The organism is Allobosea sp. (genome assembly GCF_017308075.1).
Lineage (GTDB): Bacteria > Pseudomonadota > Alphaproteobacteria > Rhizobiales > Beijerinckiaceae > Allobosea.
Genome location: NZ_JAFKFX010000042.1, coordinates 20457 through 46900, shown reverse-complemented (window position 1 = coordinate 46900; position 26444 = coordinate 20457). Strand labels below are relative to the sequence as shown.

At 62.5% G+C, this 26444-nt stretch carries 29 protein-coding genes; 12 read left to right on the top strand and 17 right to left on the bottom strand.

Going from position 1 to position 26444, the window contains the following annotated elements; translation table 11 throughout:
• Positions 1-212 precede the first annotated feature (212 nt).
• The 9 genes from J0J10_RS22000 to J0J10_RS21960 form a co-directional block, all read right to left on the bottom strand.
• Complete coding sequence (locus J0J10_RS22000; protein ID WP_291649182.1) at positions 213-1949, bottom strand: CopD family protein; 1737 nt, start codon at positions 1947-1949, stop codon at positions 213-215.
• 40 nt (positions 1950-1989) lie between these two features.
• On the bottom strand, positions 1990-2343 hold the full coding sequence (gene copC / locus J0J10_RS21995) for a copper homeostasis periplasmic binding protein CopC (protein ID WP_291634457.1): 354 nt from the start codon (positions 2341-2343) through the stop codon (positions 1990-1992).
• A 37-nt stretch (positions 2344-2380) separates the two neighbouring features.
• Positions 2381-3187: an ABC transporter ATP-binding protein gene (locus J0J10_RS21990; protein ID WP_291649180.1), complete on the bottom strand. Its 807-nt coding sequence runs from the start codon at positions 3185-3187 to the stop codon at positions 2381-2383.
• Positions 3181-4200 (bottom strand): ABC transporter permease, encoded by a 1020-nt coding sequence (locus J0J10_RS21985; RefSeq protein ID WP_291649179.1) that lies wholly within the window; start codon positions 4198-4200, stop codon positions 3181-3183. Before J0J10_RS21985 ends, J0J10_RS21990 begins: the two co-directional genes overlap by 7 nt.
• Positions 4187-5206 (bottom strand): ABC transporter substrate-binding protein, encoded by a 1020-nt coding sequence (locus J0J10_RS21980; RefSeq protein WP_291649177.1) that lies wholly within the window; start codon positions 5204-5206, stop codon positions 4187-4189. The genes J0J10_RS21985 and J0J10_RS21980 overlap by 14 nt, the downstream gene beginning before the upstream one ends.
• Before the next feature lie 49 nt (positions 5207-5255).
• Complete coding sequence (locus J0J10_RS21975) at positions 5256-5792, bottom strand: OsmC family protein (protein WP_291649174.1); 537 nt, start codon at positions 5790-5792, stop codon at positions 5256-5258.
• Between the two features lie 469 nt (positions 5793-6261).
• Positions 6262-7266 carry a PLP-dependent cysteine synthase family protein gene (locus J0J10_RS21970; RefSeq protein ID WP_291649173.1) on the bottom strand — a complete coding sequence of 335 codons (1005 nt, stop codon included), beginning with the start codon at positions 7264-7266 and terminating at the stop codon, positions 6262-6264.
• A gap of 453 nt (positions 7267-7719) precedes the next feature.
• Positions 7720-8061, bottom strand: a complete 342-nt coding sequence (locus J0J10_RS21965; RefSeq protein ID WP_291649171.1) for a hypothetical protein — start codon at positions 8059-8061, stop codon at positions 7720-7722.
• A gap of 548 nt (positions 8062-8609) precedes the next feature.
• Entirely contained in the window at positions 8610-9062 is a 453-nt protein-coding gene (locus J0J10_RS21960; protein ID WP_291649169.1) for a hypothetical protein, read from the bottom strand.
• A gap of 359 nt (positions 9063-9421) precedes the next feature.
• On the opposite strand from J0J10_RS21960, the gene J0J10_RS21955 reads away from it, so the two are divergent.
• Positions 9422-9685 (top strand): hypothetical protein, encoded by a 264-nt coding sequence (locus tag J0J10_RS21955; RefSeq protein WP_291649167.1) that lies wholly within the window; start codon positions 9422-9424, stop codon positions 9683-9685.
• The gene (locus J0J10_RS21950) at positions 9666-10934 is read left to right on the top strand and encodes an AAA family ATPase (RefSeq protein WP_291649165.1); all 1269 of its coding nucleotides are present in this window, start codon (positions 9666-9668) and stop codon (positions 10932-10934) included. The genes J0J10_RS21955 and J0J10_RS21950 overlap by 20 nt, the downstream gene beginning before the upstream one ends.
• Positions 10935-11075: 141 nt before the next feature.
• On the opposite strand, the gene J0J10_RS21945 is transcribed toward J0J10_RS21950, so the two are convergent.
• Positions 11076-11615, bottom strand: coding sequence for a lipocalin family protein (locus J0J10_RS21945; RefSeq protein ID WP_291649163.1), 540 nt, complete (start codon positions 11613-11615; stop codon positions 11076-11078).
• 1455 nt (positions 11616-13070) lie between these two features.
• Entirely contained in the window at positions 13071-13334 is a 264-nt protein-coding gene (locus tag J0J10_RS21940; protein ID WP_291649161.1) for a hypothetical protein, read from the bottom strand.
• Positions 13335-13916: 582 nt separating this feature from the next.
• On the opposite strand from J0J10_RS21940, the gene J0J10_RS21935 reads away from it, so the two are divergent.
• The 6 genes from J0J10_RS21935 (at position 13917) to J0J10_RS21905 (ending at position 17705) form a co-directional block, all read left to right on the top strand.
• The gene (locus J0J10_RS21935; protein WP_291649159.1) at positions 13917-14456 is read left to right on the top strand and encodes a hypothetical protein; all 540 of its coding nucleotides are present in this window, start codon (positions 13917-13919) and stop codon (positions 14454-14456) included.
• A 187-nt stretch (positions 14457-14643) separates the two neighbouring features.
• Entirely contained in the window at positions 14644-14886 is a 243-nt protein-coding gene (locus J0J10_RS21930; RefSeq protein ID WP_291649157.1) for a hypothetical protein, read from the top strand.
• A 109-nt stretch (positions 14887-14995) separates the two neighbouring features.
• Positions 14996-15349 (top strand): hypothetical protein, encoded by a 354-nt coding sequence (locus tag J0J10_RS21925; protein WP_291649155.1) that lies wholly within the window; start codon positions 14996-14998, stop codon positions 15347-15349.
• Positions 15350-15668: 319 nt separating this feature from the next.
• On the top strand, positions 15669-15863 hold the full coding sequence (locus tag J0J10_RS21920) for a hypothetical protein (protein WP_291649153.1): 195 nt from the start codon (positions 15669-15671) through the stop codon (positions 15861-15863).
• Between the two features lie 426 nt (positions 15864-16289).
• On the top strand, positions 16290-16619 hold the full coding sequence (locus J0J10_RS21915) for a hypothetical protein (protein ID WP_291649152.1): 330 nt from the start codon (positions 16290-16292) through the stop codon (positions 16617-16619).
• Between the two features lie 666 nt (positions 16620-17285).
• On the top strand, positions 17286-17705 hold the full coding sequence (locus J0J10_RS21905) for a DUF669 domain-containing protein (RefSeq protein ID WP_291649150.1): 420 nt from the start codon (positions 17286-17288) through the stop codon (positions 17703-17705).
• Positions 17706-17983: 278 nt separating this feature from the next.
• Here J0J10_RS21905 and J0J10_RS21900 read toward each other — a convergent pair whose 3' ends face one another.
• Entirely contained in the window at positions 17984-18520 is a 537-nt protein-coding gene (locus J0J10_RS21900; protein ID WP_291649148.1) for a DUF1236 domain-containing protein, read from the bottom strand.
• Positions 18521-18593: 73 nt separating this feature from the next.
• Between J0J10_RS21900 and J0J10_RS21895 the strand changes: the two genes are divergently transcribed.
• Together J0J10_RS21895 and J0J10_RS21890 are read left to right on the top strand one after the other, a co-directional pair.
• Positions 18594-18845 (top strand): XRE family transcriptional regulator, encoded by a 252-nt coding sequence (locus J0J10_RS21895; RefSeq protein WP_291649146.1) that lies wholly within the window; start codon positions 18594-18596, stop codon positions 18843-18845.
• Between the two features lie 95 nt (positions 18846-18940).
• The gene (locus tag J0J10_RS21890) at positions 18941-19996 is read left to right on the top strand and encodes a tyrosine-type recombinase/integrase (protein WP_291649144.1); all 1056 of its coding nucleotides are present in this window, start codon (positions 18941-18943) and stop codon (positions 19994-19996) included.
• A 210-nt stretch (positions 19997-20206) separates the two neighbouring features.
• Here the strand turns inward: J0J10_RS21890 and istB are convergent, their stop codons facing one another.
• Entirely contained in the window at positions 20207-21046 is an 840-nt protein-coding gene (istB, locus tag J0J10_RS21885; RefSeq protein WP_291649250.1) for an IS21-like element helper ATPase IstB, read from the bottom strand.
• A gap of 415 nt (positions 21047-21461) precedes the next feature.
• On the opposite strand from istB, the gene J0J10_RS21880 reads away from it, so the two are divergent.
• Both J0J10_RS21880 and J0J10_RS21875 read left to right on the top strand, forming a co-directional pair.
• Entirely contained in the window at positions 21462-21647 is a 186-nt protein-coding gene (locus J0J10_RS21880; protein WP_291639912.1) for a hypothetical protein, read from the top strand.
• A gap of 430 nt (positions 21648-22077) precedes the next feature.
• Positions 22078-22854 carry a transglutaminase-like domain-containing protein gene (locus J0J10_RS21875; protein ID WP_291649142.1) on the top strand — a complete coding sequence of 259 codons (777 nt, stop codon included), beginning with the start codon at positions 22078-22080 and terminating at the stop codon, positions 22852-22854.
• 217 nt (positions 22855-23071) lie between these two features.
• On the opposite strand, the gene J0J10_RS21870 is transcribed toward J0J10_RS21875, so the two are convergent.
• The 4 genes from J0J10_RS21870 to J0J10_RS21855 all read right to left on the bottom strand — a co-directional run bounded on the left by J0J10_RS21870 (position 23072) and on the right by J0J10_RS21855 (position 26160).
• Positions 23072-23260, bottom strand: a complete 189-nt coding sequence (locus tag J0J10_RS21870) for a hypothetical protein (protein ID WP_291649140.1) — start codon at positions 23258-23260, stop codon at positions 23072-23074.
• Between the two features lie 140 nt (positions 23261-23400).
• Entirely contained in the window at positions 23401-23619 is a 219-nt protein-coding gene (locus J0J10_RS21865) for a hypothetical protein (RefSeq protein WP_291649138.1), read from the bottom strand.
• A 47-nt stretch (positions 23620-23666) separates the two neighbouring features.
• Entirely contained in the window at positions 23667-23921 is a 255-nt protein-coding gene (locus J0J10_RS21860; RefSeq protein WP_291649136.1) for a hypothetical protein, read from the bottom strand.
• A gap of 163 nt (positions 23922-24084) precedes the next feature.
• Positions 24085-26160: a catalase gene (locus J0J10_RS21855; RefSeq protein WP_291649248.1), complete on the bottom strand. Its 2076-nt coding sequence runs from the start codon at positions 26158-26160 to the stop codon at positions 24085-24087.
• Between the last annotated feature and the right edge of the window lie 284 nt (positions 26161-26444).

Sequence of the window (26444 nt, the reverse complement as noted above, 5' to 3'; positions counted from 1 at the left end):
CTAGCTTGGCTGCGATCGGCCGAGAGCATTCCCGTTCGGGCCGCTCAGCGCGGATCGGCGGCTTCATGGCGACTGCAGACCTTGGTAGGCCGGCCGCTAGCGCGGGATGCCGTTGGAGGCGGCCAAGCCTTGCCGTATCGCTTCAAGCCTTGCAGGTCAGCGTCATCGCCAGCACCTCTCCCCGATGACCTGCGGCGAAGCCAGAGAGGCGATCAGTGATGTCGCGCTGCGCCGTCGAGGGGGCGTTCGCGGATGAGCGCGAGATCCGATGCGACGGTGTCTTGCGAAGCATCGCCGTCCGTACCGAAGGCGCGCCGCAGCCAGCCATTGGCGTCGACGAGGATTTGCGCCGGCGGCACGGAAGCACCCGCCAGCTCGGCCAAAGCCGCCGCCAACGGCTCGGCATCCTCGATCACGCAACGCTCGCCAAGGCCATCGACCTGGACCCGCCCGCTCGCGCCATGTTCATCGCGCCCTGTCCAGATCCGCAGCGGCCTGCCATTTCCGGGCGCGACGATGGCACCGTCGGCGCAGCGCGCGACGAAGCCCGGCATACGCGCGGCACCGGACCAGCGCATCTCGTCAGGGGAGAAGATGCGCGCACCGGCACGCAGCCGGATGAAATCGACCAGGGACCAGATCGCCGCATCGTCGAGTCTTGCCGCCGGCGGCATCGCACCGATGCCGTGCCTGATCGACCAGAACAATTCGCCGCCCGGCCGCCCTGCGATCAGGGGCGCGGAGAGATCCGGCGGCCAGACGGACTGGGCGATCGCAAGGGCTCCGCGGCCACGCGCATCCCCACCATGGCAGCTCGCGCAGCCACGCTGGAACAGGTCCCGACCGTTCGCGATCGAGCGCGCGCCATAACCGGTCGGGGATGGCTGGAAACTCGTCGGCACCGCAGCCACGACATAGGGGCGCCAGGGCGGGAGCTGGACGAAAGCCAGGCTGACGGCTCCGGCGAGAAAGGCCGGCCAACGCAGCCTGCGAACTGCCATGGCCAGGGCGAAGAGAGCGATGGCGATGGCAACCGGGCTCAGCAGGCGCCGGAGCCCGTCGCGCAGATAGGCATCCTCCCAAAACGCCGGAACCGGCCTCAGGGCGAAAGGCCAGGCCGGCGGCACGTGGATCGCGGGCGGTTCGCTGGCGAGCGCGGCCGCGACTGCCACGATCGCCAGACCCAGCCCGGTCTCCGTGGCGATCGACAGGGCAAGGCTCCGCACCGAGCCGCCGGTTTCGGCCGAGGGCACGAAGCGGAAGCGGTTTGCGAGCGCCAGCAAGAGGAGCCCGCCGAAGATGGCGAGCTTCGCGAGTGCAAGCTTGCCATAATCGGTGCCGAGCAGCGCCGGCAGCCCGCCGACCAGAGTCTGCACCTGAAGGACGGAGGTCGCGGCGAGCACGACGACGCAGCCGAAGCCGAGCGGCGTGAAGCGCCGGGCGATCGCGGGGGCTTGCACAGGCCGACGAAGACAGACGGCCAGGAGCGGCGGCAAGGCTCCTAGCCAAAGGCCGGCCGCCAGGACATGCAGGCCGAGAGCGACCGCCGTCCAGAGATCGACCGCGGCGCCATGTCCCAGCTGACCTTGCAGCAAGGCCGCAGCCGCCAACAGGATCAGCCCCGCCGCCCGCATAGACTCCTTGCCGCGCAGAAGCAGGACCGCCAGCAAGAGAAGGCCGGCACGCAGCAGCAGAGCCTCGCCGAAACGGGTCCCCGCCACCACTGCGCCCGCCTCGATGCTGCCCAGCGGCCGGCCCAGCATGGCGCTGCCCTGCAGCCAGAACCAGACCGCGCCGCTGGCGAGCGCCAGGATGACCATCAGGCGGCTGCAGGCGGCGAACCCGCGCAGAAGCTTCCGGCCTTCCGGCGTGCTGGCGAGCAGGCGATGCGACAGGAGACGAAAGGCCTCGATGCCGAGCCCTGACAACAGGGCGAGGAGGTGGAGCAAGCGGACAGCCGGCAGAGCCGGCCCGATCAGCGCGTCCACATCAGGGCCTGACGTTGAAGCGATACTGCCCGGTGACGCGGTGGGTATCGACCGAAGTCGCAGCCCATTCAACGCTGTAAGCGCCAGCCGAAACCGGCTTCAGCCGAACCTTCAGAGCCTTGCGGTCTCCGGGCACCGCCTCGACCGGCGCCAGACTGACGGTCGCGCCGCGCGCATCCTTGACGGTGATGCTGCTCAGCTTGACCTCCAGTTCCTCCGTGAAGCCGAGAATGATCTCGCCCGGAGGAGCCACCGTCGCACCGTCGGCGGGAGATGCGGTCTTGAGATGAGCATGCGCGAAAGCCTGCGAAGCAACGAGGGCGAAGGCAAGCGCCAGCCCGAAACGGCGAGACATGGAGATCATCCTGTGAGGAGAGAAGGAAGGGTTTTGCTCACCAGCTCGCGCCGAGACCGAGATGGGCGAGCGCCTGTCCGCGCAGTTCCGCCAGGCGCGGGTCGCCGCGATGGCGCGGATAGGGCAGGTCGTTGACGATCTCGGCCTTGATCCGGGCCGGGCGCTCGCTCAGCACGATGACGCGCTGGGCCAGGAACAGCGCCTCCTCGACATCGTGGGTGACGAGAAGGGTGGTGAAGCCGCGCTGGCGCCAGAGCTCGGCGAGCTCGGCCTGCATGGCGATCCGCGTCAGCGAATCCAGCTTGCCGAGCGGCTCGTCGAGGATGAGCACGCTGGGATCGTTGACGAGGGCGCGGGCCAGCGCCGCGCGCTGGGCCATCCCGCCGGACAGCTGGCGCGGGAAGGCTCGCTCGAAACCGGCGAGGCCGACGGTCTTGAGCGCCTCGTCGACACGGCCCTTCTGGCTGCCCAGCAGGCCCCGCGCCTCGAGCCCAAGCGCGACATTCTTCCAGACCGTGCGCCAAGGATAGAGCGTCGGATCCTGGAAGACGACGACGCGGGACGGATCGGGCGCGGTGATCTCTTCGCCCGCCGCCGCGATCCGGCCCTGCGAGGGCTGTTCGAGACCGGCGACCAGCCTGAGCAGGGTCGACTTGCCGCAACCGCTCGGCCCGAGCAGAGCGACGAACTCGCCGGCCTTGATGTCGAGATCGATGTCGTCGAGCACCGGTAGCGGGCGGCCTTCGAGATCGAAGGCATGCGAGACCCCGGCGATCGTGAGCTCGGCGCCGCTGGACGCGGGCGCGCCGGGCTGCGGCGAGAGGGCGAACTGGGCCGCTACCATTTCACCACATCCTTCTGCCAGCCGAGGAGGCGGTCGCGCAGCGTGAAGAGCAGCGTGATCAGGCTCGAGAAGATCAGCGCCATCACGATCAGCGCGCCATACATGTTGGAATAGGCCGCCCAGCCCTGTGCCCATTGCAGATAATAGCCCAGGCCTGACTTGACGCCCATCATCTCGGCCGCGACGAGCACCGAGAACGAGGCGCCGAGCCCCATGAACAACCCGACGAAGACATGCGGCAGCGCAGCAGGGATCGCGACCTTGAAGATCAGGAAGGCGCGGCCGGCACCCAGCGTCCGGGCGACGTCGTAATAGGCCTTGTCGACGCTGGCGACGCCGGACCAGGTCAGCACCGTGACCGGGAACCATGTGGCGAGCGCGATCAGGAAGATCGCCGCCGAGAAACTCGACGGGAAGAAGAAGAACGCCATCGGCAGCAGTGCGGTCGAGGGGATCGGGCCGAGGAAGCGCAGCACCGGATGGACCCAGTAGCCGAGCCCCCGCGACCAGCCGATCGCGACGCCGGTGACGAAGCCGGAGACCGTCCCGAACAGGAAGCCGAGCGCCAGGAGGCGCAGCGAATGCAGCACGCTTTCGCCCAGCCGTGGCCAATCCTCGGCATAGACCTCGACCAGCGAGGATGGCGGGGCGAAGAAGGGCACGGGCAGCAGGCCGAGCTTGGCCGTCAGCAGATCCCAGACCCCGACGAGGAGCGCGAGGACGACGAGCCAGGGCGCCGCCCGGCCAAGGCGCTGGCCCAGCGGAGGCCAGAGCGCGCCCACGACCGTCGCCAAAGCCAGGGCGACGGCCCAGCCGACAAAGCCGGCGTTGGTTTCGGCGACATAGAGAGGGTCGGCAAAGCCGACCTTCCTGTTCGCGAGCAGGGTGACGGAGGCCGCGACCGCGGTCCACGCCGCCGTGGCCAGCGCGCCCCGCGCCAGTACCGAGCCATCGACCTGTAGGCGCGGCTGGGCGAAGGCCGATACGGCGCCGGTCTGTTCAAACGGGGACATGGGGCACGATCTTCTGCGCGAAGGCCTTGGCGTCGGTGTTCTTGCGGATCACGTTGACGAGCTTGAGCTGCTCGGTGAACAGCGCGACGTCGTCGCGCAGGGCCGCGCCGGTGGAATGGTGGTCATGGGTATGGCTGCGCAGGATCGCGGCCACCGTCTCGGGCGTGACCTTGGCCGGGACGAAGGGCGCGAAGATCTCGGCCGTCTTGTCGGGGTTGGCGGCAGTCCAGGCCTGCGCCTCGACGATCGCACGGGAGATAGCGCCGGCGACCTCAGGCTGGTCGCGGATCAGGGCGCCGCGCAAACCCAGCACGCAGCACGTGGATTTCGCGTACTCGCCTTCGAGATTGGTGGCGAGCTCGACGAGCTTGTCGCGCTCGCGGATCAGGTAGAGATGCGGATCGTCGCCGGCCAGTGCCTGGACCTCGCCCTTCTTCAGCGCCTCGCCGAACAGGTCCTGCGGATACTGCACCCAGCTGACGTCCTTTTCGGGGTCGAGTCCGATCTGGGCCAGCCGGATGGCGAAGAAGTTGCGCACCGGGCTCGCCGGGTCGGTGACGGCGACCGCCTTGCCCTTGAGGTCCTTGAGGCTGCGGATATTGGCGGCCTCCGGCACCAGCAGGCGCATGCAGCCGCCATGCGTGCCGACCGTGAGGCCGACATCGAAACCCTGCTCCAGCGGTTTCAGCCAGCGTAGCGCCATACCGATGCCGCCATCGGCATGGCCGGTCGCGATCGCCTGCAGCAGGGCGTCGGTCGGGCCGCTGAAATTCACCGGTTCCACCGCGAGATTGTACTTCTCGAACAACCCCTGCTTCAGCGCGACCGAGATCGGCGACTGGCAGACGGCGGTCTGGCCCCAGGCGAGCTTGATCGTCTGGCGCTGCTTCAGCGGCGTGACCTGGGCGAAGGCGTGGTGCCCGGCCAGTCCGGCGAGCGGCGCGGCAGCCAGCGCGGCGGCACCGCGCAGCAGGGTACGGCGGGAGGGGAAGCTGGTCTGGGTCATGGTCGCTCCTTGCCGCTCCGGTCGCGGCGGCATGCTGGGTCGGGAAAGGTCAGGCCGCGGCGCGGCTGGCGGGAATGCGCTCGACGGTGCCGCGTACAGCGACGCCCTGCCGAAGCAGGTTGAGGATCGGGCAGAAGCGCTCGACGGCGGCGTGGAGGGCAGCGAGCTCGGTCACATCCGTCGTCAGCCTCACCGTGTAGGACAGATCGTGCGGATAGATCGGCGTGGTCTCGTGGCCGGGCGCTCCGGCACGCGGATCGAGCTGACCGAGAACCTCGACCGAAACATCCTCCAGCGCGATCTGCAGGTCGGCGGCCTGGATGAGATAGGTGTGGGTCAAGCAGCTCGACAGCGCGCCGAGCAGCAGCTCCGGCGAGCTCGGCCCGAGATCGTAGCCGGCGAAATCCGGCAGGCTGTCGCTGATCACCTGGAAGTCACGGATGCGGATACGCCGGACGCCGCTGCGCCCTTCTGCCTGAGCTTGCGCCTGCAGGCGCAGCGGGTGCGCGCCTTCCGAGCGGGCATGAGCCCTGCGCCGCAGCACGGCGTCGCGCTTCTGGGCGAGATATTCCTTGAGATCGGACATGGAAGCGGCCTGTCTGGACTGGATGGACGCGCGGGTTCGATTGCGCAGCCGCGCTTGCGGCCCGCATGGGACTGCGCCGATCCAGGGCTGTGACTGAATCGAAGGGAGTGCAGGATCGCGGCCCGAGCCGCTCCTGGCGACGGCTCAGAAGGTCAGGGCCTTCGATGGAAGACCGAGCCCATGGCCGATTTTGCTGTACTGAACGTCATAGACATTCGCGCCTCCAAAATAGAAGGAGCCCACGAGACATCGTGGTGCTTTTAGCGTTGTTGACGCGGCGCAAGCTGCTCCAGCAAATCCCGCGGCGAAGACGTTCGAAGCATCAACGCATTTAGGATTGTTGCTTGGATTATTATTTATTGCAATGAAACAAAACATGCGTTTTTCCTCAGATGAGGCGAGGATTTGTTTCTGAGCGACCGGAACGCGAGACGATTGGTCGCTGCACGGCGATGGCCCTGCTTCTCGGCTACGCAGGAGCGTCCGAAAAGGGCGCTCGCGCTGACTTCTCGGCAAGAGCGGGGCCGAGCTTTGGCGGGCTGAGATAGCGCTCGCCGCTGTCGGCGACGATGGCGACGATGGTCTTGCCGGCGTTCTCGGGCCGCCGCGCGAGCGCAGAGGCGGCGAACAGCACCGCGCCGGACGAGGTTCCGGCCAGGATACCTTCCCGCTGCGCCAGAATCCGGACGAACTCCCGCGCCTGCGCCGTCTCCGTCACGATCACCTCGTCGACGACGGATGCGTCGAAATTCTCCGGCAAGTAGCCGGGTTCGACATCCGTGACCTTGTGAACGCCCTCGATGGCGTCCGGATAAGGGGTTTCGAGCGAGGGCACGGAGGCCGGCCCGGGCTCGACGACGACGACCTTCACCTCGGGATTATGCGCCTTCAGGAAGCGCCCCGTGCCGGAGATCGTGCCTCCGGTTCCGACCGCTGCCACGAAAATGTCGATCTGGCCTTCCGTCCCGCGCCAGATCTCGGGGCCGGTCGTTTCGAAATGGATACGCGGATTGGCAGGGTTCGCCCGTTGATTGGTGTAGTAGGCATCCGGGTTCTCGCGACGGACCCGGTCGATGATCGCGTGAATGGCGCCCGGTTCGAGGAAGACGCTGTTGTCGATCAGAACGATCTCGGCGCCATAATGCTGGAGCAGCTTGAGCTTGTCGTCGCTGATCGTGTTGCGCAGATAGAACTTCGAGGGATAGCCGCGCGCGGCTGCCAGCGCGGCGAGCCCGATCCCCGTATTCCCGCTGGTGAGGTCGACGATACGCTGGCCCGCCTTCAGCTGGCCGCTTTCCTCGGCGTCGCGAATGAGGCCCCAGGCCGTCCGGTCCTTGATGCTGCCGGCAGGATTCAGATACTCGATCTTGGCAAGGATCCGCGCGCCGAGCTTAAGTCCCTCGGCGAAGCGGTTGAGTTCGAGCAGCGGCGTATCGCCGACCAGCGCCGCGAAATGATCGTGTCCAGATGCCATGATACGCTCTCGATAAGATTTGAGGCAGCTATGACTGCACTCCGACTTCGGCAGGCGGTCGTCATCGATATTCGTACCTGGATCGAATGCTTGATCAATAGCATCGGGAGAATAAGTATATTTATTCAAAATCCCGCACTGTCAGCACTTACTATGCTCGACGCAGGTCTGCTCGGAGATGAAATTATTCCGACTGGGAAACGGCGGCGGATATCGGCTGACGAGTCCGGAGGGCGTCCGGGCGAGATGCTTTACCGCGCCCCTGAGGCCCGAGACGGAGGACGAGTCGCCTCCCAGCCCACCGGCAGAGCCCGGAGAGCAACCGTATGCACACCTTAGGTGTTTGGAGAATATTGGCGTAGCCGAGGTCCAGGCCGTCCGCGTCGGGAGCGGAGCGCTCTCATGAACCAGCGCGCAAAGAAAAGAGCGACGGTTGCCCGTCGCTCTCCAACATCACCACCGCGGAGGCGGACGATATCCCGGACGGGGACCATAATAGCCCGGACCACGACCATAACCCGGACGCGGGCCGTAGCCGTACCCCGGGCCGTATCCATAGCGCGGCGGCGGCCCGTAACCACGATTATACCCTGGCCCACCGCGACCATAGCGCTGCTGCCGATTGGCCTGATCCATCATGTAGAGCCGGCGCCGCTTGGCCTCGGTCATGCTGTACGCGGCCGCGGTGCCGTCCAGCCGTTGCGCCAGACTCTGAGAAATCGCCTCGGAAGCCTGAATGGGGGTGATAAAGGCAGCGCCGACCGTAAAGGCCGCCAGCGCGAAAAGTTTATGCATGACTTCTCCTTCTCTCCCGGCATTGGACGCCGGCACAGGTCAACGGGAGGTGAACAAGACCGTCGGTCGATGTTCATCGGGATGGAGCGAGGCATCGGGAAGCCCCAGCCCCACCGGCGCGGACCGGTCGCGTAGGCTCGCGATAGTCCGGACACAGTTTCTTTAACGCGCGAGACGATCGCTATAGCCCTACGCGCAGCCCTGCCACCAAACAGCTCACGAGCAGAAACCCGTAAAACATGGTCCGGACTATATAAATCCATTCGATGAGAATGGCGATACCTTCCGTCATTGTCATCTCGCGGCCTAGAAAGATGATTTGACGCAAAATTTTGAATTACAGAGCGATATCTCTGATCCATCATGATGCGCTCCAAATCAGGCGTCTTGGACTGTTCCTGACCAAGCAGAGCACGCAGAGAGCTTATGATGTTAAAGATTTGTTAGATAAGAAATATAATAAATATACTGTATTAAAGTGTTATTTTTAAAATAATATTACTATTTCTCCCACGATGACAATCGCAACATTCTTCATGGCAGGCGTCTTAGCGCACGATGCAAGAGCTAACGAAGGCTGAAACCCGGTCCGCCACACCGGCGCGCTTACTGCTAGTCCAGGCAACGGTCGTCCGACCGCGCTCTGGGGCGGCGAAGAGAAACGTTTCGATGGTCAAAGTTGGATAGACGACCAGTACCTGAAGGACCCCCTCTTGTTCTCTGGAAGCGATCGTGGCGCCATCTTCTAAAGCCGAGAATTTCGCTCCGGTCGCATCGCCGATGAGGAGATCGTAATCAGCGTTTCGCTTGCGCAGAACGATGACGCCTTTGCTGATGCCGTCAGAGGACCATCCATCCCCATTCATCATAAAGCTATGGCCGGTCGATGCGCCGCACGCGTAGACGTCGGTCCAGCCATCAGTATCTTTTGCCCGGGCCATGCCGGGCACGCATGCGAAGCACGCGAATAACGCAGCAGCGATCGAGACGTGAACAATCATCCCACCCTCGCTTACCCGCCCTGTGGACGTGGCACCGAACAAACGAGAGCACGCTCGCCTGCTCACGCCAATCAAGCAGAGGCGTTAATGCGCGTCACCGCGCATTTTGAACTGGACTAGGCTATTTGATGAATATTCAACAGCCGAAGCAAAATCGACGCTAAGTCGCTGATTTTGCTGGCGCTCCCTAGGGGAGCCAAAGAGCCAAGTGATGACAAGTAGTTAGCGGAAAGTGGGACGAAATTTCTTCCCATGTAATCGCTACGTTTTCTTTCGTCACTGTCCCACTGATTTTTGGACAACTCCCCTACCCCGCCCGCGTTCGCCGGCGGGTCATTCCACACATCGGAGACTGCTAGATGCAGATCATCGACTTCGTGCCGCTGCCTGATCCAGGTGGCAGCACGGCGCGCACTGTCGCGCGCTTCTCAATATCGTTCGACGACATGAAGCTCTCGGGCTTTCGCCTTCGGCTGCGCCCCAACGGCACGTTCATCGCCGCGCCGCCGGCAGCTTTTGGCCAGCGAGTCGCGAACTTCTCGCCGGACCTCTTCGCCAAAATCAACAACGCCGCTGAAGCGGCCTACCGGAGGCTTCACGCCCTTGACCGAAACTGCGCCTGAAACCGACCGTCCTCGCCTGATTTTTGGTGGAGACGAGACGCCGGAGCAAATTGAGGCCATCGTCGCCGAGTACGTGGCAGTGCGCACCGCCATCCTCCGAGATGAGCGCGAAGAACTCGAACTTGAGTTCGAAACCCGTGAGGCGGCACTGGCGGCCCGCCCGAAAGCCGACAACGACAACGACCCTTCAGGCCCAAAGGGCGCACCACTTCCCTTCGTCAATCCGGCCGACTGGCACGGCGTGCCGGTTCCGCAGCGCGAGTGGTTTATTGAAGGCCTTATCCCAACCCGTCAGGTGACAATCCTCGCCGGGGATGGCGGCGTCGGTAAGAGCTTGCTTGGCGTTCAGATTGCCGCTGCAGCCTGCCTCGGCGTCGAGACGCTAGGGCTCACCCCAGCCCCGTGCCGGGTTGTCTATCTGGGCGCGGAAGATGAGGCAGACGAGTTCCACCGCAGGCTTGCTGACATCGTCGCGGCGCATGACCGGACGCTCGCCGATCTAGCCGACTTCCGGCTTATTCCTCTGGCCGATCGTGACGCGCTACTTGCGACGCCTGATCCCAAGGGCGTCATGCAGCCGACCAGTAACTTCTTCAGCCTCGACAATCATGTTGCCCGCCACCAGCCAGGGTTGGTCGTACTCGATACGAGCGCCGACTTGTTTGGCGGCGACGAGATCAAGCGTGGCCAGGTCCGGCAGTTCGTCGCGATGCTTCGCGGCCTGGCCATCAAATGGAACTGCGCTGTGCTCCTGCTCTCGCACCCGTCGGTGTCCGGCATGCAAACCGGTTCGGGCACGTCCGGCTCTACGGCCTGGAATAACTCGGTGCGGAGTCGGATCTATCTGACGCGACCCGAGGGGAAGGACGTCGATCCTGACATTCGTGTTTTGAAGACGATGAAGGCCAATTATGGCGCCGCCGGCGATGAGATGAAGCTGCGCTGGCGCGCCGGTGCTTTCGTTCTGGACGATGGGTTGCCTCCCGAGGCACTGGCGTTCGTCGAGAAACGCCATGAGGAGATCTTCCTGGCACTCCTGCAGAAGCTCACCGATCAGGGCGTCAACGTCACTGCGACGCCGTGCTCAACATATGCGCCGACAGTCTTCCTGAAACATTCTGAAGCCAAGGGGCTGAAGCGGGACAACCTCGTCGATGCCATGCGTCGGCTCATGGACGAGGGCCGGATCCGGATGGTCACGGAGGGCTCAGCCTCGCGCAAACGAAGCCGCCTGGTCGTGTTCGAATGAGCTAAACTCACCAGCTTCCAACTGGCCTTCCAACTGGCTTCCAAGGCTTCCAACGCCGTGTGTGTGTATACCCCCTATAACCCCCCGCCAGTTGGAAGCACCTGGCACCGGTTGGAACCGGTTGGCGCTTCCAATGCCGCTCTAGAACTTTGTCCGGCGAAGCATGGACACGTCGTAGCCAAGCCCTGCTGCCCGCTGAACGAGGCGCTGATATTGCCTCTCGGAGACGTTCGGAGTGCGTGACAGGATCCACAAGTTCTTGCCAGACGGCTCGCCGACGATCGCCCACGAGTAGTCATTAGCGCGGTCCAGGACCCAGTAGTCGCCGTATATTGGTTGGAAGAACGAGACCCTGAGTTTGGCCCCGTTGGATCCTTCAACCGGCTTGGCCACAGCCTCAGCAGATCGCGCAGGACCTTTAGGCGAATCCTGACGGCAGGTGTTGATGACTCTCACGTCACCGTCGGGCCGGAGCGAGTATTTCGCGGTCACCGCTTCACAGCCGCGCTGAAAGCTGGCCTCGTACCTGGCCAGTTCATACCACTTACCCAGGTAGCGCTCGAGTTCGACCGACTTGGCAGGCTCAGGTACGCGGGCGTTGCCGACAGGTGCATTGTCGAGGGGATTGCAGGCTCCGAGGAGCAGGCCAGTGGTGAGGGCAATGATCGAGCTGTAGCGCATCTGAAATCCCGCGTGGCGAAATGCGATTCTGCAACGCGGGTAGCACGAGGTGGTTCCCAGAGGGGGCGCCTCTATCTCTCCCGCCCGCCCACCACAGGAACGGTCGCGTAATCGAGCACTAGTCCAAATACAGTTTTTCCTCATGCGCGCGCAAGCGCGCGAGGGAGTCAGCTTCAGTCAACTGGCCTCCGTTCAGGTCATCGTTGGGGCTTTCGTCAGGTTCTTGCTGCTGCAACACCTGCACAGTGGCCGGCTTTGCCCTCCGGCGCCGGGCTCTGGCACGTTCCAATAGCACCGCGAAGCGCGGTCGCATTGCTCTTCTTGACATCCCAAGCCCCGTTCAATTCGACACAATGTGCTTCAGATCGGCAGGCGCAGGCATAACGCCTAAAATAAAGCGCACCTGCGGGGCGGGAGCTTTGATCTTGCGCAACTGCGCGGCTGGGGGTGAGTCAGGGCATGGAGCGCTCGCCCGCAGGAACGGCCGCGTATACGAGCTTTTGCGCTAACATGGGAAATTGCGTCTCACGCGCGCGATCACGCACAGCGCGCGAGGGCTACCGCAAAAACACCAATGGCAGGAGAACGCCAACACCCAGTACAGCAACGATCGCGACCCTGAGCAGGACGCCCCACACGCGTTCAGTTATAAGCATAGCTGCCCCTCCCGGGCAGCCTACGCGCGGCGGATCAATTGGTTCCAGCCCGAACTATTCAGATACTCGCCGGCAGAACGGAATGACATTCGAGGGGGGCGCCGGCTGCTCAGCATACGCAAGCTCTGCTAGCAGGCCTTCGATAGCTGCCCGAAGTCGCTGACCCTGCCGGGTTTGACCATCCAGGCAGAAAAAAGCCGATAGCAAGTGAACTGTCGCCTCAGCATGATTTGAAGTGGGTCGGCCTCTCGTCGGCATGTTGGCCCCGCGCGATACACAGCGTTTCGGAACGACACGGCATAGGCAAAGCAAATCAGGGAAGCGCAAAAATAGCGCCGCTGGACCGTCAAATGACATACCCAACAGGAGTAACCCTCGGGTTCCCGCCCTCACACGGCCGCACCGGCCCGGTAGTAAGAAAGCTCGTTCGTAAAATTCCGAACCGGACCGGAGGTACCCAACGAGTCAGCGGCAACGGCGCACAACATTGCACACCGTCGACGCCCCAAACGTTGTCGTTGCCACCATCTCCGGACCGCAGTGCGATGTCGGGGCGTTGACTGACTTCCGAAATGTCAAATAAGCGTTCGGAGTGGAGGCGTCGCAGGCGCATTATCGTTCTCTGCGGCAAGAACGATCTTCGCATTCTGAAGCACCAGATCACGAGCGTCTCTCTTTGCTCGCTTTCGCCTTTCATCCGCACGCGCCCTAATACTGAGATATCGTAATCTATCCACACGTTTGAACATCATACCCTCGTTGCCAATACTGGCTTTTGGAGAATGCAGGCGCAGTCAGACTAGGCCGCCAGAGCTTCCTCTGCAGGTATCATGCGTCCCGCGACGGCCAGATGCCGATCGCTTCGGCTGACCACGACAACAAGGACGGTAGTGCCGTCATCGCAGTCCAGTCTCATTCGATGGCCAAACAGGCCGTCGTCAAATTCTTCTGTCTCAAAAAACAAATAACCGGCTCGTTGATCGTCGTATTCGCTGGAGAACTGATAAGATACATCAGCGCCGCGCCCATCAGGCAGGTTTAAGTAGCCATTTCCGGTGATCATTAAGTGTCTCCGCTTGGCGACATCAACTGATGCCGCACGCGGTCATATCCATAAGCAAGGAGACAACTGCCTTTATAGGAGGCGCCCTTTCATGGCGAATAGCAAGGATATTCGTAGGGCAGCCGGGCGGGGGCGTCGATCATCGCTAGCTCAACGGCCAAACCGCCGAACCTGCCCTGTTCGCACGCGCAACTAAATTCGTGGCTTTGATTTTTTGAATTCGATCGCGGGGAAGGCCTCTGTGGCAATGCAGCGACAGTAGAAATAAGTTTGCCGGATCGCGTGAAAATTCCCTACGAAAGCCACATCTACCTACCAGATGTCGTGCTGCGGTCAGGCGCATACACCAATCCTTGACGCTCTCCGCTCCGCGGGACTAAATTTTGTAAGACGGCCGCAGGGCATCGAAACGCACCCTTCTGACATCAGGGCTTAGCAAGCCGCTGTGCGGCTTCTGCCTAGTTTGGCTATCTGCCTACCAAATACTTCCAAATAGCCGCCAGCGGCCCGCTCTGGGCCGAGAAAATGCATTCAATACCAAGAGCGCAGCAAGCGCCGTCTTTAATCTGCTTAGGGAACGACATGAACACCAATTTCAAGGCGCTTTGGGCGTATCGCAATCGCCCGGAAGGGCCGTATCAGCCTGTTGGATCGAACTGGACGACCATAGCCGCGAATACGAACGCCAATACCGACGAGGTCAGAGCGCTGCGCCACGAGCGGAAGGTCCTCGTCACGCCGTCCGTCAAGTACATGATGGAGCAGGTTGAGGCGGACGACGTCGAGCGCAACGCCAAAGGCCAGATCGTCCGCATCGGCAAGCTGCGCTTCTCGGACGGAACGCAGACGGAATGGACTCAGCGCCTCCAGCCCGGCAGCACCACGAAGGTCGAGGTATATCGGCGCCGCATGCGAGCCGGTGCGATGCTCGGCACGCGAGAGGAAACCGACGTCGCGCTGGGCGGCTCGGATATGACGGATGAGGACGTGGCGGTCAGCAACGCGCACTTCGCGGACCTGCTGGGCACCCAACCGGCCCGCTACGTGATCCGGATCGAAGAGCGGCTGGCCCTCGCTGTGTTCCGGCCCGACGCCTTTATTCATGGCGATCTGGTGGCCTGACGCAATGGGGCGCCTTCGGGCGCCCCTACAGTTTGGGGGCGTGAAAGACCGGCTAGCTCAGTCGGACAAGGTCGCGTCGGTGCCCCCTGGCTCCTGTTAGCCGACGCGACCGCTGAGCCCGCCGCCGCTGAGACCCCGTGCTTCGGCATGCAGTGGCGGCGGTTATGCATTTGAATTGAGGTACTTAGTGGCAACTGGCCAGATTACATATTGGAACTATCAGCGTGGCTTTGGCCGCATTTCTGATCACGCGAACCGAGAGTGTCGCGGAAACTTTGTCCACCTGAACAACATGCCTGACCGGCGCGAGCCGATGCTGGGTGATGAGTTCGTGTACGACGTGATGACGGACCGCGACGGACGCACGTCTGCCCGGAACCTCCGCGCACTGACGGTGGAGCAGGCGGAGGCCCGCCGGGTGCTCGGGTGACCGGGGCGGGGGTGCCTCCGAAGTCTCAGCCCGACCGGTCCTTGGAACGGTCGGGCTCCACAACGCGCAACCGCTCTGCCCCGGTTCAAATAAAAATCTGGAGTAACCCTTGTCAGACAAGGATTCACCGGCGTTCCGGGTGCCAAAACACCTGCGAAAGCCCACTCAAACATGGGTAAAATCCGTTCTGAAAGACTTCGATCTCGAAGAACATCACTTTAAATTGCTGGTTTTGGCGGCAGAAAGCTGGGACCGAGTGTGCGCGGCGCGTGAGATCATCGATGCGCAGGGAATGACGTACCTTGATCGATTTGACCAGCCGAAAGCACGGCCGGAAATCGCGATCGAGCGTGACCATAAGATCGTTCTAGCGAGGCTCTTGAGAGAGATCAGTTTGGACGGCGTGGATGCCCCCGAAGCCCCCCGCATGGCGCGGACGGCAGATTACGGCGGGAGGCGCTGATGCCGGTACGTAGGCGCAGATCAAAGGCTAGGGCCAGCGACGTTGCGGCTTGGTCCGACTATTTCCAATGCGGGGCTGACTATTTCGATGAACTGGCTGCCATCGGCCTGACGGAAGAGACGGCAGCACCCATCGCTGCGCAAGTTTGGCGCGAGATCGGCGAGGCGGTGATCGCGCACATCGACTCGGTCCATCGCGGATTCGCGCCACCCGAGCGTCCCATCTGGGCAGAACGTGAGTTCGGACCTGCTGTTGGGAGGCGCAGGCGATGCCGGTGAGAGCACGGCGAACGCGCCGCAGGGGTGCCGAACTGTCACAATTGGCCCGGCGCTGGTTGCGCGGCGAGCCCAGTTTCTGGGGCCTGCTCGGCCATTGCGCCGAGGCCGGCTGGATCGGCGGAGATCAGCGCTTCGAGGACCGGCGCGAATTCTGGCTTCGTCACCGCCTATGGGCGCTGGCTGAAGCCAGCCGGCTCGGACTGCCCGAGCCGTGGCAAGAGGCGACGTTTCGATAAAAAGCCGGCGCGTTCCAAGACAGCCGCGCCGGCTTAGCCGCGCGGGAACTAAGCCGCCTTCAGGGCTCCGCGTCCTCGCAACTCCTCCTCGCCAAGAAATGCTTCCTCACATGACCAAGCATGATCGCGCCCACAGTCCGGGCATGTCAGTACTCGTCGAATGCTGAGTGCGTCGAAGCTGGCTTTTGTCGTGCGGAGGCCGGTCTCGACCGAACGTCCCGTCTGGGGACATTTCACTAAAATCGGATGCATCTGGCTCTCCTGTACTGAACGCGGGAGCCTTTATGCTATCGATAAACTCATTGGTTAACAACCTTTATTGGCCTTTAGGCCTCAAGATCTGGCCCGCAGCCTGGCACTGCAACCGGAAGGCCCGCCGGCCGGGCGCCGATCGGTCTTGATTAGCGCCGCGGCGCGGGAAAATTCATGGCAGTCGACGTAGAAAAATTGAGCCTCCTCTTAGAGGTCCAGGCTACCCAGTTCAGCAACGCCCTCAAGAAGCAAAACTCCCAGGCGTTTCGCCTCTTTAAACAATTAGAAGATCGCGCTTCGGCGATGGAAAAGTCCGTCGGCGGCTCGCTCAGCGCGCTTGGCAAACGCGTCGCAGGCGTTTTCGCCGGCGTAGCTGTCGGCTCGGCGCTGAACGACATTCGGAGGTACGCGGACACGTACACCGGCATCTTAAACCAGCTGAAAACAGCAGGCGTGATCCGCAATATCGAGTTCGCGGCATGGACGACCGGGAGCGGGTTATAGGCGAGGCGCAGATTGATTGGCCGGGCAGGCCGAACTCTCCGCCCGTCCCCGAAGCCCTCACAACCCGATTACCGAGATGTTCAACCGCCTGCTAAAGCCCAAGTAGCCTCCATCAATCCTCACTATTTGTCGGAGCTGGGCTTGCCGCGAGCCTGCCCGATCATCTCGGACTCGTCCGTAAGCGCTCCACGGCGCTCGGCCTTCTGTTCCGCGGTGGCGTCCGAGCCGATTAGAGCTTCGTCTACGGCCTCTGCAGCCTGAAATCGGGCATGGTCCGCGCTGGCCTGCATTTCGCCTTGGGTGGCCACGTGTCGTGGGGATGTGCGCAGAGCGACTCCGTTGCCCGTAGCCGCTTGGCCGCCAGCCAGGAACTGGACGCCTGCGGCCTCAATAGCGGCTCGAATGGCGGCGAGGTTGTTTGGGATCGGCTGACGGGTTCCGCCCTCAAACTGTCTGATGGTCGACAGGCCTACGCTGGCCGCCTCTGCGAGCCGGCTTTGCGACCAATCAAGGAGGCCGCGCGCGGCCCGACATTGCTCTCTCGTGATCATGCCGCGTTTATAGCAGAACTGAATCAAACAAGGCGAACTATTTTGGTTGACATGGGACCATGGTGAATTCATTTTGCTCAGGCGAACGCATTTGGTTCACTCAAGGAGCGCCGCCATGGCCAGCATCGCATACAGCTTCAACCCCAACGCCGTCCCCAGCAGCGGCTACATGCCGCTTCCGGCAGGTGAATACACCCTCGAGATCGTAGAGAGCGATTACCGGCCGAACGCTAATGGCACCGGCATGCTTCTAGCCTGCAAGGCTCAGTTCGTTGGCGGCGAGTACGACGGGCAGCCCTACTATCTGAACTACAATCTGGAGAACCAGAACGAGACGGCGCAGGAGATCGGCCAGCGCGATTTCGCGGGCTTGCGACGCGCGACGGGCGTGCTGGCGCCGGAGTGGAGCACGGACCTCCATTTCAAGCCGTTCCGCGTGAAGATCGGGGTGCAGGCCCACAAGGCCATTGGCGAGCCGCGGAACGTCGTCAAACAGTACCTATTCGAGCGGGACGACAAGCCGGCTGCGGCTTGATAGACGCCGGGTCGCATGGGGGCTGGGGGCACTTGCACGACCCGGCGTCCGCTGCCGCATCACTGTGGCGCCCGCTAGCGGGCTCCCCGATTCCGGCTGAATTGCGGCGCCGCCTGAGATTCGCGGCCAGCGTCCGTTCGAACACCATTGCCGCAGTGCCGCGAACGCCCGTCATCGCAAGGTGGGTTAGCAATGGCGCCTGCCTAGCGTGGACGGAGCGAACAAAGCGAGGATTGTGCTCGGCCGCCCCGTCCGCCCCCTGTAACGCCGGAGCGGGATCAGTTGATGATCTGGACGATGCGCCGGGTGCCAGGCTCCACCAGAACGGTGCGGCCGTTCACCACCGTGTAGCTATAACCCTGCGGGCCGAACTCGGCAGGTAAGTCGCGATAGACTACGCCCTGCTGCGGCAGCACGGCGCCGACCGCCATCGGCTCGGCGTACGTGTAGGACGGGACGCGCTGCTCAACTATGTAGGCTCGGAATCGCGGCGTGTCGTCGATCATCACCCCGCCCGCTGGATCGCGCCTCAGGGGAGCCTCAACAGTGCCGACGCCGAGCGCTGGATCGCGCGTTGAGCCGCCAGTTGGATCACGGACGACGACACCGGAATTCTGTGCGAACGCCATGGCGGGCAGTGCGACTAACGCAAACGCGAAAGCGAGTTTTTTCATGACCGATCTCCCAAGTTGCGTGCTCGATGAAGCAACTTGGATGCGGCGATGAGGTTCCGGCGAGACCGGGATAGGCGGCGCGCAAAATCCGAGCGGCAGATACTGCTGCTGCTTGACAATCAATTGTGTGAACCGGGTCATAGGCAGCCAGCGCTTGACTTCGCCATGTAACCACTCCCCCTTTAGAGGGCATTCGCCCGCCGTGGAACCTCGAATGCAGCCAGCCAATGACAATCGACGCAGTCACGGCTTCATGCCGCGGGGGCTCTCGCGCGTGGAAGCGGCGTTCTACTTCGGCATCTCAGCGTCCCTCTTCGACGAACTTGTGCGCGATGGCCGCGCGCCCTCTCCTCGCGTGATCAACAAGCGCACGATTTGGGACGCGCGCGACTTGGACGCCGCGTTTGAATGCCTGCCCTACCGGAGCGCTCCGCCTGACACTAACCCATGGGATGATGTCGCCTAATGCCCCGTCCAAACCCTCCTCGGCTCAGCAAGGATGTGGACCGGCACGGCAATGTGCGGTGGTATGTCCGCGTGCCTGGGAAACCGAAGGTTCGGTTGGCACATGAGTACGGCTCCGACGCGTTCTGGGAAGCGTACCGCGACACCCTCGCCGGCAAGTCACCAAGCAGGGCTTCCGCGACTGAAAAGGCCGTGAAGGGCAGCTTTCACGAGCTTTGCGGGAAGTACTACGCCAGCCCGGAATTCAAGGCCTTAGATGCCAGTACTCGGGCTTGGCGCAAGCGGGCGCTGGATCTCGTCTGCGAGACTAAGGGCAGCCTCCCCGTCGATCGCATGGAATCCAAGCACGTCAGGCGTCTGCGCGACGAACTCGAGAAGGGGGCGGCCAATCAGCGCCTGAAAGCACTCAAGGCACTTTTCAGCTGGGCCGTCGAAGCTGAGGAGGCCGCCGCCAATCCGGCCCGCGACGTAAAGCTTGTGAAGTACAAGACGAATGGCCATCACTCGTGGACCGTCGAGGAGGTCTTGCGCTTTGAGAAGCGTTGGCCGCTAGGCACAAAGCCGCGGCTCGCAATGATGTTGATCTACTTCTCTGCAGGCCGCCGAGAGGATGCTGTGCGGCTCGGACCTTCGCACATTCAGAACGGCCGGCTTCGCTTCACACAGGCGAAGAACGAGCACCGCTCGCCGGTAGATATCGATATCCCAGCAGATCCTCACTTGCTCGAGGCTATCGCCGCCGGCCCGTGCGGTGAGGAAACGTTCCTAGAGACGCAGTATGGCGAGCCGTTCACACCGAATGGCTTCGGCAATTGGTTCCGCGAGCGATGCAAGGATGCCGGCGTTCCTGGCCGCGCCCACGGCCTGCGCAAGGCAATCGCGGCAAGGCTGGCAGAGAGCCAGGCGACCGCCCACGAGCTGATGTCCGTTACCGGCCACAGGACCCTTGAGGAGGTGGAACGCTACACCCGAGCAGCACGCAAACCGCAGATGGCGGATTCAGCGATGATGAAGCTTCAGGCTGGATCTATCATTGTCCCACCGGATTCCGAGGTGGGACAAGAGGAGGAAAAAAGCCTTACAAAACAGGCTCATTTGGCCGCAATGGCGCTCCCTAGGGGATACGCACCTATAACGACAATAAGTAAATAAAATCAAATATTTACAATGCCATCTGATTTCAATTCATACCATCATTCCTACCATAATTCATACCATAAGGTAGCTACTTGTTTTTGGGGCGTTGAACGTTCTCCGATCAAAGGCCACTGTGTCAACGACGGTCGGATTCCAGGCCAGCGTGCGGCGGCTATGGCGAGGGCCCCGATCGGGGCCCTCGCCATATCGCGCTGCCGGGATTGCTCAGGCGATGATCTCGCCGGTTTCGGGATCGGCTTCGTCGGCGGTGGCCTGGTTTTGCTCCGCCGCGGCGGTGGCGCGGCGACGGCCGGCGGATTGCCTGAGGCGGTAGCTGTTGCCGTTCACGGCCAGGATGCTGACGTGGTGGGTCAGCCGGTCGAGAAGCGCACCGGTCAGCCGCTCGGACCCGAGGACCGAGGTCCAGTCCTCGAAGGGCAGGTTCGAGGTGACGATGGTCGAGCCGCGCTCGTAGCGCTGCGAGAAGACCTCGAACAGAAGCTCGGCGCCGGTCGGCGACAGCGGCACATAGCCGAGCTCGTCAACGATCAGCAGCTTGACCGCCTGCAACTCGCGCTGGAGGCTGAGCAGGCGCTTCTCGTCGCGGGCCTCGAGGAGCTGGCTGACCAGCGAAGCCGCCGTGGTGAAGGCGACGGAGAAGCCCTTCTGGCAGGCGGCCAGCCCGAGCGCGATCGCGACATGGGTCTTGCCCGTGCCGCTGTTGCCGAGCGCGATGATGTTCTCCTGGCGCAGGATGTAGCCGCAGCGCGCCAGTTCCAGCACGAGCATCTTGTTGATGCTCGGGATCGCCGTGAAGTCGAAGGTGTCGAAGCTCTTCACCGCCGGGACCCGCGCCGCCCGGATCCGCCGCTCGACCATGCGCCGTTCCCGGTCGATCAGTTCGAGCTCGACCAGCCGCAGCAGGTAGCGGGGATGATCGACGCCGTCCCGGGCGCATTCCCGCGCGACCTTGTCGTATTCGCGCAGGACCGTCGGCAGCTTCAGATGCTTGAGGTGATGGGCCAGCAGCACCTGCGGCGTTCCCGCGGTGGTGCCCGCCGGCATCACCTCCTTCGCCGGGCCCGTCATGCCGCCGCTCCAGGCAGGAGAACGGCATAATCGGCGGCCGAGGTCGTCTTCACTGCCGTCTTCGGCAGGTGCGGATAGGCCGCTAGATCGAGGCGGGCTGGGCGCCGCAAGGGCCGCAAGGACCGCTATGTCATGCTCGCCTCCTGCGGCAGTGGTGGCGGGTGAAGCGGCCCCTCGGCTGGCTCTTCCCCGGCCAGCAGCCGGGCCAGCCGATCGCAACGCGCCAGCTCAGCCGCCTCGGGACGGCCAGAAGCTCGTGACTCCGGCAATGCGGGCACCCAATCTACGTCGCTAGCTGCCGCCCTGGAGCAGTTTATCGATCGGCCGGCGCGGGAACGCAGACGCGCGCCTCGCGTTGCTACCTCTAAGATCGAGCACCCAGGAGGGCGACGTGACCGAAAAGAAGAGTCCCGCGGTGAAAAGCCTCGAGCAGGAACAGAAGGCTCAGCGCAAGGAAGAACGCGAAATGACGGTCGACCAAAAGCTGGAGAAGGCTTTGAAGGACACCTTTCCAGCGAGCGACCCGGTTGCCGAACAGGTTCCCGTCATACCAGGCGGCACAGAGGATAAGCAATGATCAAAGCTTCGTTCTCTAGCCTAGCGGGTGCGTGGATAGCGCACGATGTTGCTCACGGCGAAATCCCTGAGAACATGGCAGTGCCATTGACGTTGCTCGCATCTCGTCTGCCGACACCCGTTCTCGTTGCCGGTACTATAGCTTATGGGGTCTATCGCTTGAATATCGAGGCCCGAGCCCGACGAGCGAAGGACGTCACGCCCAAACGGCGATCGAAGTCGGCCGCGACGCCAACCTCATCGCACGCCCGTAGGAAGAAGCGCTCTACATGACGGGAGCGACCTCCTTTTCGAGAGAGGCAGCGGTCGGAGCCAGTGATTTGCAGCGACGCTGAAATCCGCACGCGCGACAAAATCCTCATCGAGCCAATACCGATTGAACGCTGGTCGGCGGTCACGATTGATCGCGCGACACTATTCGAGGCGACAGAATGCAAGTCCGAACGACTACAACCCTGGTCTACGGCTTTGCCTTTCCAACCCAGGTGATTGGCAAGATCGAGGCAGCCCGGTCCTCGGATCAAACGGTGCTGTCCGAAGCACTCTCGGCGATGCCCTCGACAGAACTGGCATGCGATACCGGTCCCGACGGCGAGCGGGGCTTCCGGGCCTGTCTGTCCGGGGAAGTGACAATCTCCTACGACGCCGTGGTCGACAACGGCACGCGCGCGCTCCTGCCCTCGGCCGCCCGGCAGCACCTCTGGAGCGAACTTCCAGCCGACGTTCTGCCCTATCTGCTTCCAAGCCGCTTTTGCCCCAGCGACCAGTTCCAGCGCTTCGCATTGCGCGAGTTTGGTCAGGCGGAGGACGGGGTCGCTCGGGTCATGTCGATCATGGAATGGATAAATCGAAACGTAGATTATGTGTCCGGCGTCAGCACCGCCGAGACCGACGCCGCGCACACATTCACGGTTCGCGCCGGCGTTTGCAGAGATTTCACCCACCTAGGCATTACGCTTTGCCGGGCGCTGTCCATTCCATCACGAGCGGTCAGTGCCTACGCAGTCGACCTGCAACCGCCTGACTTTCACGCGGTCATGGAGGTCTTTCTGGATAATCGATGGTGGCTCGTCGATCCGACCAGGCTCGCTCCGATCGAGGGGCTGGTCCGTATCGTGCACGGGCGAGATGCCGCAGACCTTGCATTCCTGACGACCGACAAGCCCTGCCAACTGATACGCCAGGTCATCTTGGCTAAAGCGATCTGAAGACACAGTTCTGCGGTGGTCTCCGACAATCCGGGCAAGCGGAAACGCGGAGCTAGCGGGTCGTAGTCCTGGCCGGCTCATCGATCTTCGGGAAATGGCGGCCGATCGCGGAGAAGAAAGCAAGCTCCCGGCTGCCTTGCTCGCTCAGCCAATTCCGTTCCTTGCTTCAAAGCCGGCCTGACCCCTCAAGCAATTGATGCCCAACCGATGGCCCACCTTATTCACCTGGCCCGGCGGCCGGCTTGTCTTCCGATTTCACATCGGGCTTGTCCGCTTCGCCAGTATCCTTGTCGGCGTGCGGATCGATCGAAACCTTGTTCAAGGAGTCCTTGTCAGGGGCACCCTGGATCGACTTTGCCCGCTCTTGCTCTTCGGGCGAGAGCTTGTTGCCGTGACCGTCACGCATGGGTTCCTCCATCGCCCCCCACGGAGCAACCGCCCAACCCGCAGCAGGTTCCTTTCAGGTCACTGCGCGCGCGATCCCAGATGGTGCTCCGCTTGCGGCTGAGCTTGCAGCGGGCCAGTGCCGTCCTCGGCACGGTTAGACTACTGCCTTGGCACTTTTTTGGCCTGCTCCTGCGCTGCGCGCGCGAGCATGACTTCCAATTGGACAAGCACCGTCGGCGAGAGGACAAGCCAAAGATCTGCGTCGGCTTCCGTCTCTAGCTTGATCATCGCGCCTTCCCCCATATCCGTAGTGACGACGACCTCCGAGACATTCACGACCGGGATCTCAATAATGGGCTTTCCAGTTATAGACGGCATCCAAAGCTACTCCCCGACGGCCAGCCGGTAATTGTCGATTAAAGACCCTACGCGGGAGAGCGGAGCAGCCTGGCAGCTGAGATCAGCTTTTCCAGCTCTGGGCCGTTTAAGGCGATGTCGCCAGTTTCAGAGTGGACGCGCACATCCGGAAGGGGCTCGCCTTCAGTCGCATCGGCGAGAAACAGCAGGCATTCATTCAGGGTGCTGAAATTTCTCGCCGGGGTCGATGACATCCAGAACTGTGCGGTGGATGGCGCTTGGCCGAACCGTCGAAGCGTTTCGAAAGCCGCATCTGTGGTCATGGTGCAAACTCCGACTTCACGGCGACATAACCGGCTGCCAGAGCGCTGGTTCCTGTTCGGCTGCGGCGGCGAAGCGCAGCAGGGACAAAAACCAAGCGCCTCGAGGAGGAAGCTTAGAGGCGATGGCCGAGAGCAAGCTCATCGCAGTCGCCGGCTCACTGCTTCAGGCGAGTGAGCGAACTTGGGCTTCTCGGTCCCATTGCCGCGTGCGAGCAGCTTCCACAAAGGCAGCTGGGTCATCACTCAACGCAACGATACCTGCATCGACGAATACACCAGCCTTTTGCAGCAGCGGCCTTGCTTGGGGGCTAAAGCCCATCGCTTTGAGATGACCGAAGGCGTCCTTGGTGAAGTCGACCGCGGCGGCATCATCAAGCAGGCCGATACAGCCTTCTTCGGACAGGACGAGCGCGACTGCGTCGAAAATCACCGAAGGGCTCCCGGCCAGTTGACCATCTGCCTTCAGCTTCCCGCCCTTCTTCAACGAAACGCCGCCTATCCTGGGCGCGACGATCTTAGTCTTGCCACCCTCCGTTTCGACTGCTGTCTTGAGAGCATTGATCATCTCGCCATCGGCGCCATCGGTAACCAGGATGCCGATGGTTCGGCCCTCCAGGGTCTGCGGATACTTTCCGATGATACGAAGGGCCGGCGACGCCTCCATGTCCTGCGGGGCGAGAGCGGGTTGAGAAGCCGTCGGCAGCGGCATGCCCAAAGCGTCGGCAACTCGCTTGGCCAGGGTTTCGTCGACATTCCGCAAATTGGAAAGCATGCACACTCGGACGTGCTCCAGAGCGACCTTCGACAACTCGAAAGCCAGAGCGCTGGCGATGTGGGCCTGTTCAATCTCCGTCTGTGAGCGGAAAAATAGCCGAGCTTGTGAATAGTGGTCGGCGAAGCTCTCGGCGCGGAGCCGAACCTTCGCTCCATCGAGATCCTTGGCAAACGTTCGAAAGCCACCGCGTGGGTCTTCACGAGGCCCGCCCTCCTCGCCCGCTTCATTCAGGCTGTTAGGCTCGTAGTTGGCGCGGCCGGCGAAGACCTGCGTCTGCATCTGGCCATCGCGCTGGAGGTTCTGGAAAGGGCACCCCTTCGCCCGATTGATCGGGATCTGGTGGAAATTCACCGTACCCAAACGCGATAGCTGCGTGTCCTGATAGGAAAACAACCTCCCCTGCAGCAAGGGGTCCTCCGAAACGTCGATGCCGGGCGGCATATTGGTCGGAAGAAATGCGGCTTGCTCGGTTTCGGCGAAGAAGTTTTCGGGGTTCCGATTGAGAACCATTCGGCCCACCATCCGGACTGGCACGAGCTCTTCCGGGATCAGCTTCGTTGCGTCCAGGATGTCGAAGGGCAATGCATCAGCATCCTTCTGACTTAGGAGCTGGACCCCGAATTCCCATTCAGGGAAGTCGCCCGCAGCGATCGCTTCATATAGATCGCGACGATGATAGTCGGGGTCGGCACCTGCAATCTTGACTGCCTCATCCCAGCAGGTCGATTGCGTCCCAAGCTTGGGACGCCAATGGAACTTGACGAACGTAGCTTCGTCACGGTCGTTCAGCAGGCGGAAGGTGTTGACCCCGAAACCCTCCATCATGCGGTAGGATCGGGGGATCGCGCGGTCCGACATCGCCCACATGATCATGTGCGTTGCTTCAGGCATGAGGCTGACGAAATCCCAGAAAGTGTCATGGGCGCTCGCGGCCTGCGGATAGCCCCGATCGGCTTCCATTTTGACCGCGTGAATTAGGTCAGGGAATTTGATCGCGTCCTGGATGAAGAACACCGGGATGTTGTTGCCAACGAGGTCCCAGTTGCCTTCCTTCGTATAGAATTTGACCGCGAAACCCCGAACGTCTCGTGGGGTGTCGACCGATCCGGCGCCACCCGCCACGGTCGAAAAGCGGGTGAAAACCTCGGTCTTCGCTCCGACTTCGGTCAGGATCCTGGCGCGAGTGAATTCCTCAAGCGAATCCGTGAGCTCGAAAAACCCATGGGCCGCCGAACCCCGTGCGTGCACGATCCTCTCGGGGATGCGCTCGTGATCGAAGTGCTGGATTTTTTCGCGCAGCACAAAGTCTTCAAGGAGGCTAGGACCTCGTGAGCCGGCCCGGAGCGAGTTCTGGTTGTCGCTGACCGGTACGCCATGGTTCGTCGTGATCCGCTGTTCTCGCCCCGTTGCGGTCTGATGTGTTTCACCGGCATTTCCCGGTTTGGATTGCTTGGTCCCCTTCATCAGCCAATCTCCCTGAATTGCCCGGCTCGGCGGCGCCAGAAGCGGCACCGCGCTCATTGGCCAATTCAACGCTGCGCGACGCCTGCCGTTCCCGGGGCGTCTAATCGACGCTCCGCCTTCGTTCAGCGCTCCCAGTGAAACAGGCCAGTTCCTCCCCGACGCCCGTCCCTTGGCCCGAATACCGCCGACCTAGGGCTTTTGCTGCGACGGTCTCACGACGCCCTCTGGGCGATCGCTGCCGAACGGGCTCTCTTCTGTCTAATGTGATCCGTGACGGCCACCCT